At 70.8% G+C, this 9,810-nt stretch carries 5 protein-coding genes; all 5 read right to left on the minus strand.

Going from position 1 to position 9,810, the window contains the following annotated elements; translation table 11 throughout:
* Positions 1–280 precede the first annotated feature (280 nt).
* From LIV37_RS00090 to LIV37_RS00110, 5 genes are read right to left on the minus strand one after another with little or no spacing between them, the layout of a single operon-like run.
* Complete coding sequence (locus LIV37_RS00090; RefSeq protein WP_020865092.1) at positions 281–2,512, minus strand: pyridoxal-phosphate dependent enzyme; 2,232 nt, start codon at positions 2,510–2,512, stop codon at positions 281–283.
* A complete protein-coding gene (locus LIV37_RS00095) occupies positions 2,502–3,422 on the minus strand; it encodes a GHMP family kinase ATP-binding protein (RefSeq protein ID WP_020865093.1) in 921 nt (306 codons plus the stop codon). The genes LIV37_RS00090 and LIV37_RS00095 overlap by 11 nt, the downstream gene beginning before the upstream one ends.
* Complete coding sequence (locus tag LIV37_RS00100) at positions 3,419–4,909, minus strand: argininosuccinate lyase (RefSeq protein WP_020865094.1); 1,491 nt, start codon at positions 4,907–4,909, stop codon at positions 3,419–3,421. The genes LIV37_RS00095 and LIV37_RS00100 overlap by 4 nt, the downstream gene beginning before the upstream one ends.
* Positions 4,900–6,543, minus strand: coding sequence for a condensation domain-containing protein (locus tag LIV37_RS00105; protein WP_121826005.1), 1,644 nt, complete (start codon positions 6,541–6,543; stop codon positions 4,900–4,902). Before LIV37_RS00105 ends, LIV37_RS00100 begins: the two co-directional genes overlap by 10 nt.
* Positions 6,544–6,589: 46 nt before the next feature.
* Positions 6,590–9,778 carry a non-ribosomal peptide synthetase gene (locus tag LIV37_RS00110; protein ID WP_020865096.1) on the minus strand — a complete coding sequence of 1,063 codons (3,189 nt, stop codon included), beginning with the start codon at positions 9,776–9,778 and terminating at the stop codon, positions 6,590–6,592.
* Positions 9,779–9,810: the final 32 nt, after the last annotated feature.

Genomic DNA, 9,810 nt, shown 5'->3' on the forward strand with positions numbered 1-9,810 from the left:
CGCGTCTGAATTGTTCAGAAGCACGCGACAGACCACCCGTTCTTCATTCGCCTCGACATGGACGCGATGCTCCAGGAAATTTGCCTGATCGGCGCCAGTGCTAGCCACAGTTACGGGACGCCGAACGTCCGTAACAGCCACGGTCATCTACGCCGCCCCAACTCCGTGCGCCTGAAAATCTCGGGGACCGCTCGGCGCGCGCCGTCATGCCGCGGCCCGCGTCCCGAAGCGTCGCGGACACCCGACCACCATCCGGTCGAGCGAAGGTGTCCGTCGGCGGTCAGTCCTGGACGGTCACCACGTCCACCAGCCGCACGGCGGCGTCCAGGGTCTCCTCGACCTCCCGGGCCGAGCCGCCGCCCGCGATCACGTAGCCGAGTCGGTCATAGGCGTCCCGCGGCGGCCGTACCGCGCGGCCCGGGGACCCGGTGGTCACCACCCGTTCGACGCCGGGCACACGCTCCGCCTCCGCGGTTCCCGTGATGGCCACAAGGCGCCCTGCCTGGCGCGCCGTCAGGAATCGGATGCCCGCGTGCCGGGTCCGGTCCGCGAGCAGCCGCACAGGGTACCCGGCCGCGGCCCGCACCTGCTGCTCCAGAAGGTCGATCCCGGTCGCTGAACGGACGAGTTCGGGGATCATGCCGCCGGCGAGCCTGGCGTTGATCTCGATGACCGCGGGGCCCATGTCCGTCATCCTGATCTCGACGTGTGCGGGACCTCGATCGAAGCCCACCGCCTTGAGCGCCTGGCGGGCCGCCTCCGCGAGTTCGCTGGAGGTGGCCTCCGGCAGCTCGGCAGGAAAGACGTGGCCGGTCTCGACGAAGTACGGCAGCGCGCTGGCGGTGCGCTGGGTCACCCCTATGCAGGCGGCCTGCCTGTTGTCACAGAACATCTCCACGCTGTATTCCGGCCCGTGGGCGTACTCCTCCACGAGGACCTTGCGGGCGGTGGCCTGGCCGCGAACGTTCTCGGTCACGGCCAGGACTCGGGCGGCGTGCTCCGTGGCCGTGGCGGCGTCCTCGCACCACAGCACGTCCTGCGACCCCGATCCGCCCACGGGCTTGACCACGCACGGCAGGCCCACGGACGCGACGGCACCGGCGATGTCGGCGGAGTCGCTGATCACAGCGAACGCCGGCTGCGGCACCCCTGCGTCCCTCAGCGCTGTACGGGTCAGCGACTTGTCGCGGCAGGCCGTCATCGTCTCCGGAGCGTGGCCCGGCAGGCCGAGCGCGGCGGCCAGCCGTGCGGTGTGTTCCAGATAGAAGTCACTGGTCGTCGTGAGCCCGGCGATGGTCCGCTTCCCGATCGCCTCCCGAACCGCCCGGAGGACGTCCGCGTCGCTCTCGGTGTCGCAGGCGACCGTCAGGCAGCCGGTGCCGTCGAGGCCGGCGTAGCGAGCGGGGTCCTTGGCCAGCAGGACCGGCTCGAAGCCGAGCCGCACCGCGGTACACAATGCGAGCATGCCCGACCCTGTCGTGTTCGACTCCAGAAAGACCAGGACGGGACGGTCCTTGCGCGGGATCGAGGCGAACGACCAACCGGTGACCGTCGTGCCGTAGGGGACCTCGACGGGCCGGGCGGCGATCGGACCGGCGGGCCGGTGGCGGTACACGCTGTCCACGTAGCGGTCGCCGCGATCCGGCAGGATTCCCACCAGACGAGTGCCGGGCACCGCCTCGGCGGCGAGGTGGGTCAGGATCCGGTACACCGACCCGGAGGTGTTCCCGGCGAAGATCTTCTGTTCCCGGGCGAGCCGCCGGGTGGCGTCGAACGCCTCGTCGTCCGAGAGCCAATGCACCTCGTCGAAGAGGCGGTAGTCGATGTTGTCCGGGTACAGGCTGTTGCCCAGTCCGCTCTGTTTGCGGGCCGGTACGTCGGGCTGGCCGAAGAGCACGCTGCCGACGCAGTCGACTCCGACCACCTTCAGGTCGGGCAGCCGCTCCAGCAGCGCCGCGGACGTACCGCACAGGGAGCCGCCGCTGCCGACGGAGCCGACCACGACGTCCACCGTTCCCAGGTCGCCGATCAGTTCGTCAGCCAGCGTGCGGTACGCGGTTGGATTCTGCGGGTTGCTGTACTGCTGGGGCCAGTAAGCACCGGGCATGCCGCTCATCAGCTCCGCGAGCCGCTCCAGCCGGGCGCTTTGCCACCCCTGCCCGGTCATCGTCTCCACCACGTGGACCACGCACCCGAGGGCTTCCAGTTTGGTGAGGGTGATCGGGTCGATGCGGGGGTCCGTGACGATGTGCACGGCGTGCCCCAGGTAGGTGCCGACGAGAGCGATTCCCAGAGCCATCGTGCCGGACGAACTCTCCACGATGGGCGCGCCCTCTTTGAGCGCACCGGACCGGCGGGCCTCGAGGATCATCTGCCGGGCGACGCGGTCCTTCATCGCGTAGGGGTTCAGCAGCTCCAGCTTGGCGTAGACCTCGACCCCCTCGGCGGCGTCCACCCGCAGCCGTACGGCCGGGGTGTTGCCTATCGCGTCGACGATGGTGTCATGACGCATGCGCGCTCCCTGGTGACGTGAACGAACGAAAGACGGTGGTGGCGCCTGGCAGGCGCGCGCATGCCGCGGCGGCGGCCGACAGCTTGTGCTGGTGGTCGGGGTCGCCGGCGTCGAGCAGGAGGCCGAGCATGGTGCCACTGTGGGCGCAGACCACGCCCAGAGCGCCGATCTCATCGCTGACCCGGATCATGGCGTCGAGGTTCCGTTTGGGAACGAGCCGCTGGTTGAGGACCGCGCTGCGGGTGGCGATCGCGCCCACCCAGGCGAGGTCACCGTGATCGACGGCCGTGGTGAGATCCCGCACGAGGCGCTCGTACTCGCGCTTCTGAGCAGGCGTGCGGTGCAGGGGCCGCTGGTTGAAGGTCACCGTGTCGAGGCGACCACCCTCGTCGACGGCCATCACCGTGGCCGGGGGCAGTGTGCCGAGCGACGCGCGCAACCGGACCGTCCGGTGTTCGAACACCACGATGCCCGGATGCATCACCCCGTCAGTGGGCTCGATCGGGCGCAACCAGCCTTCGACGGCCGCGGGCGAGGTGTCCAAGCCGAGCACCGCCCCCACGGCCCTGGCCGTGGCGACCAGGTCGGCGGAGGAACTGGCGAGTCCTTTCCCCACGGCCAAGCCGCTGTCGAGGACCAGGGAGCCGCCGCCGACGACGCCTTGGGCGTCGAACATGGCCCGCGCCAGGCGCAGCGACTTGGCCTTGTGGGAGGGGAAGACGTTCAGTGGGCCGTCGCGGTCGTACCGGAACCACGCCCGGGTGCCGCGGGTGATCGGGAACGTGACGAGGAAGTCGACTCCGTCGGGCAGCACCCCTTGAAGCAGTTCGCCGAAGGTTCCGCAGGCGGTGCCCGCGCCCTCGCGCAGGTCCACGCCCGGCCGGCGGGCGACCAGCGCCGGCTCCCTCATGACCGCCGCTCGGCCGCGGCGAGCAGGTCGTCCCGTTGGCGGGCGGCGTCGGCGGATCTGTGTTCGCGCAGTGACCACTCGTCGGTGAGCTTCGCGAATTCGCCGTCCTGGTCGGCGAGCATCGCCCGCACCTCGTCGGGGTGGGCCGAGCCGGCCGATCGCTTGGCCCGCAGGCCTTCGTCCACGTCGAAGGCGGCGACGAGGAGGGCGTCGGTCCGCGCGACCCCGTATCCCGCGTCGGCGCAGAGCGTGGCCAGCAGCGGGCCGTCTGGTTCGGTCGGCCGCACCCCCTTCTCCAGGGCGCGCTTGATGTACCGGCCGGAGATCACCTGAGCCGTCCGCCAGGGGATGCCGGACTCCAGCGTCAACTGGTTCGCGAGGGTGAATCCTCCCAGGTACTCCCCCGCGCACGCCTCGCGCGTCCGGTCCGCCGAGAAGGCCGCTCCAGCGATGACCGCCCGCGTCAGCCGCAGCACCGAGCGCATGGCGTCGAATTGGGTGCGCAGGTGCCCGCCCGCTTCCTTCGACACCTCCACGGTGTTGGTGTACGAGGTGTTCCGCTGCCCGGCGGCGATGTCGGCCGCGCACCCGGCGACGTGGGCACACCGGCCGCGGATGCGCTCCAGCACGGGAAAGTTGCGCTTTTGCGGCATGGCCGCGGAGATGCCCGACAGCTCGTCAGGAAGCTCCAGGAAGCCGAAACCGCTGCCGCCCCAGGCCATGAGGTCGGTGGCGAAACGGCTCAGCGTCACCGCGTAGCGGGCCAGGTCGCCGGAGATCGCCATGGCCCAGCCGCGGGAGGCGACAGCCACCAGCGCATGCGGCTGGACACGGGAGAAGCCGAGCAGTTCAGCCATGCGCACGCGGTCCCAGGCGAGCTCCTGGCCGGCCATCGTTCCCGAGCCGAGTGGGCAGGCGTCGGCCTCGTCGTAGGTGTGCAGCATTCTGCGCAGGATGGCCGAGGTCTCGGCGGCGAGGGCCGTGAGGTGGAAGCCCGGGCTGATAATCTGCGCGGCCTGGGCATGGGTGTACCCCGGCATGGGCACGTCGGCGTACCGGGCGGCGAGTGAGGAAGCCGCGCGGCCCAACGACAGCAGGTCGGTGGCCACAGCGGTCAGGCTCTCGCGAGCGGACATCAATTGGGCACATACCTGGGAGTCGTTGCGGCTGCGGTCCACGTGCCACGCGTGAAACGGCGGGACCGGGCCGGACAGGACGTGCCGCTCGATGGCGAAGGAGATGTCCGACATATTCTCCTTCGGGTCGGCGCGCACGACATCCGGGGTCAGTGAGTCGAGCCGTGCCCCGATCCCGGCCGCCCCGGCGGCGTCCACCAGCCCCATCCGCACATACTCCAGCAGCAGGACCTTCTCGATGGCGAGGTAGTGTCCGAGAAGGTGCTCCACTTCGTAGGCGAACTGCGGGGCAAGCACCTCCTCGTGCCAGATGTCGCTCGGTACGCCGTCGATTCTGCCCGTCACCGCCATGCCGTCCTCCTCGGGCGCTTGCGTTCGAGTTCGGTGGCGAGACCGGCCACCGTCGGGTCGGCGAAGAACGCCTGGATGCTCAACTCGGTGTCATGCTCCGCCGCGAGGCGCGCCAGCATGCGCAGGGCCTGCACCGAATGACCGCCCAGGTGGAAGAAGTCGTCGTGGACGTCGGTCACCGCGGTGCCTAGGGCGGCGCTCCACGCGTCGGCGACCAGCTTCGCCGTCGCGGTGTGTGGCTTGCCGCCCACGGCTGTCCGGGCGGGGCGCGCCACCGGGGCGTCTCCCGGCCGGGGCGCGACCGGGAGACGAGGCAGGGGCATATCCGCTTCGGAGACTCCCGCGACGAGCAGCGCGAGGTAGTCGGAGAGCAGGGCGTCGGCGGTGCTCTTCTCGATGAGTGCCACGTTGTATTCGATGCGGACCGTGTCAGCCGTGACTTCCAGCAACAGGTCGTCCTCACAGCCAGCGGAACTGGAGGAGGAAGCCCCCAGGGCGCCGCCCGCGGGCACATGGTTGAAGGCCAGTTGGTACAGGGGCGGCACCCCGGGCAGTCGTGGCACGGGCAGCAGTTCGACGAGGGTCTGGAAGGGGATGTCGTACCGATCCTCGACATGGGTCGCCGACCGTACCCGGGCGGCCAGTTCGGCGAAGGTCGGGGCGCCGCTGACATCGACCCGAACCACCAGCATGTTGACGAACGTGCCGATCATCGGCAGCACGTCGGCCTGGCGACGGCCTGTCACCGGCAGACCGACGACGATGTCCTCCTGTCCCGAGTGGCGGTGCAGCAGGGCCACGTAGGCGGCGAGGCAGAGCATGACGGGCTCGGTGCCGAGCCGCCGTGCCGAACCCGGCAGCGACGCGGTGACCTCCGGAGGGAGTCCGGCCCGCAGCTCGGCCCCCACGAATGTCCGGGCCGCGGGCCTCGGGTGATCGAGCGGCAGGCGGTGGACGGGCGGGAGCCGGGCCAGCCGCGCACGCCAGTACGCGGCCAGCTCGGTTCGCCGGCGGGGCGACAGCCGGTCGCGCTCTCGCTGTGCGTAGCCGGTGTAGCTCAGCGGAAGCTCCGGCAGCTTCGGCTCCCGGCCCTGTTCGACGGCCGCGCAGATCTCCGTGAGCTCGGCCTGCAGGTTGAACCGTGAGGCGGCGTCGTAGACGACGTGGTGGGCGGCGAACACCACCGCCCATCCGGTCTCCCCGAGCGCAAGCAGCTCCGCGCGCCACAGGGGGGCTCGCTCCAGGTCGAAGGGCCGGCGCGCCAGCTCTGTCGTGCGAGAGCGCCGGGCGTCCGCCTGCTGTGCGTCGTCCGCACCGGTCAGGTCGACGTGGCGGAGCGCCAGGTCGATCCGCGGGAATACGTACTGCGTGAGCCGGCCGTCGACGACCCACAGGGAAGTGCGCAGGGCCTCGTGGCGCTGCACCAGCAGGGCGAAGGCACGCCGCAGGTCGGCCTCGGTCACGTCGGCGTGCACGACCAGCTCATCCACGATGCGGTACGCCGACGCGTCGGGCGCCATCCGGCTGGCGAACCACACCCGCTCCTGTGCGGGGGCCGCGGGAACGGCGCGCGGCGCGGCAGCGTGAACCAGCTGCGGCTCGACGTGCGCCGCGCGCTCTGGTCCTGCCGTCATGGCGTGGTGCGGGGCGGACCCGGCCGGAGTAGGGGGCGGGCGCCGGTCACGCCTGCTCACCGCCGGTGCCCGCGCCGGTGCCCGGCTGGACGTGGCCGGGGATCCGCACCGCGTCGCCCATGACCACCACGATCTCGCGCTGTCCCTCGAACGGTTCCCGGCTGTGGGCCATCCTGAGGTTGTCGACGACGAGGACGTCCCCGCCTCGCCACGGCTCGCCGACCGTGAACCGGTCGTACACGGCGTTGACGGCCTCCACGGTGTCGCCGTCGATGGCCGTGCCGTCGCCGACCATCGTGTGGAACGGCAGACCGTGCGGCCCGTAGACGTCGGTGAGGTACTCGCGGACGGTCGGATCCATCGTCAGCCCGTTGAGGAAGGCGATCTGGTTGAACCATCCGGGAACGCCTGTCGTGGGATGGCGTACGACGGCGGCGCGCCGCTGACGGGTGCGTAGCCGGCCCCCGGGCAGCCACTCGTGGTCGATGCCGGCGGCGGCACAGTACGCGTCCACTTCGGCGCGGTCCTCGGTCCCGAACGCGTCCGGCCACGCCACGCCCACCTCGTGGTACATGCGAGTCAGCAGCCAGCCGTGGCGCTCGAACGGGGCGACGAGTTCGGGCGGCAGCGCCTTGAGGACCTGCTGGGAGTCCGCGACGTTGGTCCTGCCGCCCCGGTCGGGAGCCGTGAGGCAGCCGAAGACCAGGATGCCGGGGACTGTTGCGGCGTAGCTCAGTTCATGGTGCATGCACATCGGCTCGTCCGACGGCCAATGGCTGGAAGAGTAGAGCCCCGGGGCATGGGCGGTTCTCGGGGCGAAGCCTTCCCGTTCGGTCATCGCGGAGATCCCGAGTCCTTCCGCGACCGCGGCGACGTCGGCGGCCGTGCGCACTCCGATGCCGCGCAGCAGCACGGCGCCGGACTCGGCGACGGCCGCACGGACGGCGTCGCGGTGGTCGGCCGCCCAGGCGGCGGGCCCCTCGTCGGGCTGTGCGGCCAGCACGCGTGGTACGGGCCGCGACTCGGTGTCCGGCGCCGCGGCGGCCTTGCGGTCGACCAGGGCGGCGATGTCCGCGACGGTGGGGGTGTCCCACAGCTCGGCGACGGTCAGCCGGCGGTCCAGGGCGATCGACAGCCGGATCACGGAGAGTGAGGTGCCGCCGAGTTCGGTGAAGCGGGAGTCGCGTCCGATCCGTTCCAGCGGGACCTTCAGCACCTGTGCCCACAGGTCCGCGATCTTCCGCTCGGTCTCCGTGGCGAACTCCGTGGCCCGCACGTGCCCGGTACCGTGCCGCTCCCGCTGGGCGAGCTCGGTCAGGGAGATCTTGTCGATCTTCCCATTGCCGGACAGGGGCAGCTCAGCGGTGCGGTAGAGGCGTGGCGGGACCATGTACTCGGGCAGGGTCCGGGCGAGCGTCCTGGCGACCTGCCCCGCGTCCGGCGCGTCCGCGCCGGTGTAGTAGCCGACGAGCTGTGGCTCGGTGGCGGATCCGGCGACGACCACGGCGCCGTCCCGGATGCCGGGAACCTGAAGGAGCCGGTCCTCGACCTCGCCGATCTCGATCCTGAACCCGCTGATCTTGACCTGCGAGTCGCGACGGCCGAGGTATTCGAGCTCGCCGGAGGGCAGCCAGCGGCCGAAGTCACCCGAGCGGTAGAGTCGCTCGAGCGGCCGGTAGGGGTCGTGACCGTAGACGGCCCCCGTGCGCTCCGGGTCGTTCACGTATCCGCGGCCCACGCAGACACCGGCGATCACGATCTCGCCCGGTGCACCCACCGGGAGAAGCTGGAGCCTTTCGTCCATGACGTAGACGCGCGAATTGCGCACGGGGTTGCCGAGCGGCACGGAGCGGTGAGCGGGCAGAGCGTACATGACGCCGTGATTGGAGTCGTCGCTGACCTCGGTAAGGCCGTAGCAGTTGACCAGCGGCACGGTGGGGAAGGCGTCGAACCAGCGGCGCACCAGCTCCTTCTTCAGTGCCTCGCCGGTGACCGCCATGACGCGCAGGCCGGGCAGCTCCCGGTGCTCCTCGGCCAGCGTGGAGAGGACGAGTTCGAGATAAGTGGGCACCAACTGCGCCACCTGGACACCGTTTTCGGCCAGGGCGTCGATGAACGTGCGAACGTCCATGATCACGTTCTGCTCGATGATGAGCGTCCGGCCGCCCATAAGGAGCCCGGAGACGAGCTGCCACAGCGAGATGTCGAAGCACTGCGGCGCTGTCTGCGCCACGACGTCTCCCTCCTGGACGCCGAGGTCTTCGATCTTGGCGTAGAGGTGGTTGAGGAAGCCGTCGTGCTCGCACATGGCGCCCTTGGGTTCGCCGGTGGAGCCCGAGGTGAAGTAGATGTACGCGAGCTGGTCCCCCGCGATGGCGAGGTCCAGGTTGTGACACGGGCCGCCTTCTTCGAGAAGGTCCCGTACGTACAGGCGCCGCGTGCCCTGGCCCGCCAGCGCCTCCTCCAGCGGCGCGACGCCGTGGTCGGCGAGCACCCACCGGCACTCTCCCCGGTCAAGCGTGTTCGCCATCCGCTCGGCGGGGAAATGCGGTTCGAGCGGGAGATAGCAACCACCCGTCTTGAAGACGGCGATGACGGCCGCGAGCCATTCCAGGCTGCGTTCCGTCACCACCGCCACGACGTCCTCGGCGCGCACCCCTTCCCGGTGCAGGGTCCGGGCGATGACGTTGGCGTTCTCGTTCACCTCGCGGTAGGTCCAGCTTCGGCCACCCTGGACAGCGGCCACCGCGTCCGGGTGGCGGCGCGCCCGCTCCTCGAACAGCTCGTGGAAACGACGCCCCGGCAAGGGTTTCACCGGACCTGAGCAGAAGGCGATCGTCTCCTCGGTCTCCGCCTCGGACAGCAGGCCGTGGCTGGTGTGCGGTTCGTCGGGGGACTCGGTGAGCACGCGCAGGGCGAACCGCATGTAGCCGTCCAGGCGCTCGGCGGAGACGTGGGGCTGTTCGGCCGTACTGTCCCACGCGTCGTCGGCTTCCTTCCGTCCTGCCTGTGTGGCCACGCGCCGGATCAGGTCGCGCCATGTGGCGTCGGGGGAAAGGACGGGTGCCCCGGTGGCGACGGCCGCGACCTTCAGCCGGGCGGCGGCCTCGACCGTCTCGGCGTCGACGCCGCAGGCGCGGGCGAGAACAGTGACGGCACCGGCCGGCTCGGCGGACGGTTCGGGGGCAGGTGTGGCCCGCGCGTCGCCCGCCTCGCGATGGGCTGTGTCCTGCATGGAGTTCCTCCTGTCGATGACCCTGCGGCAGA

The organism is Streptomyces rapamycinicus NRRL 5491 (genome assembly GCF_024298965.1).
Taxonomy (GTDB): domain Bacteria; phylum Actinomycetota; class Actinomycetes; order Streptomycetales; family Streptomycetaceae; genus Streptomyces; species Streptomyces rapamycinicus.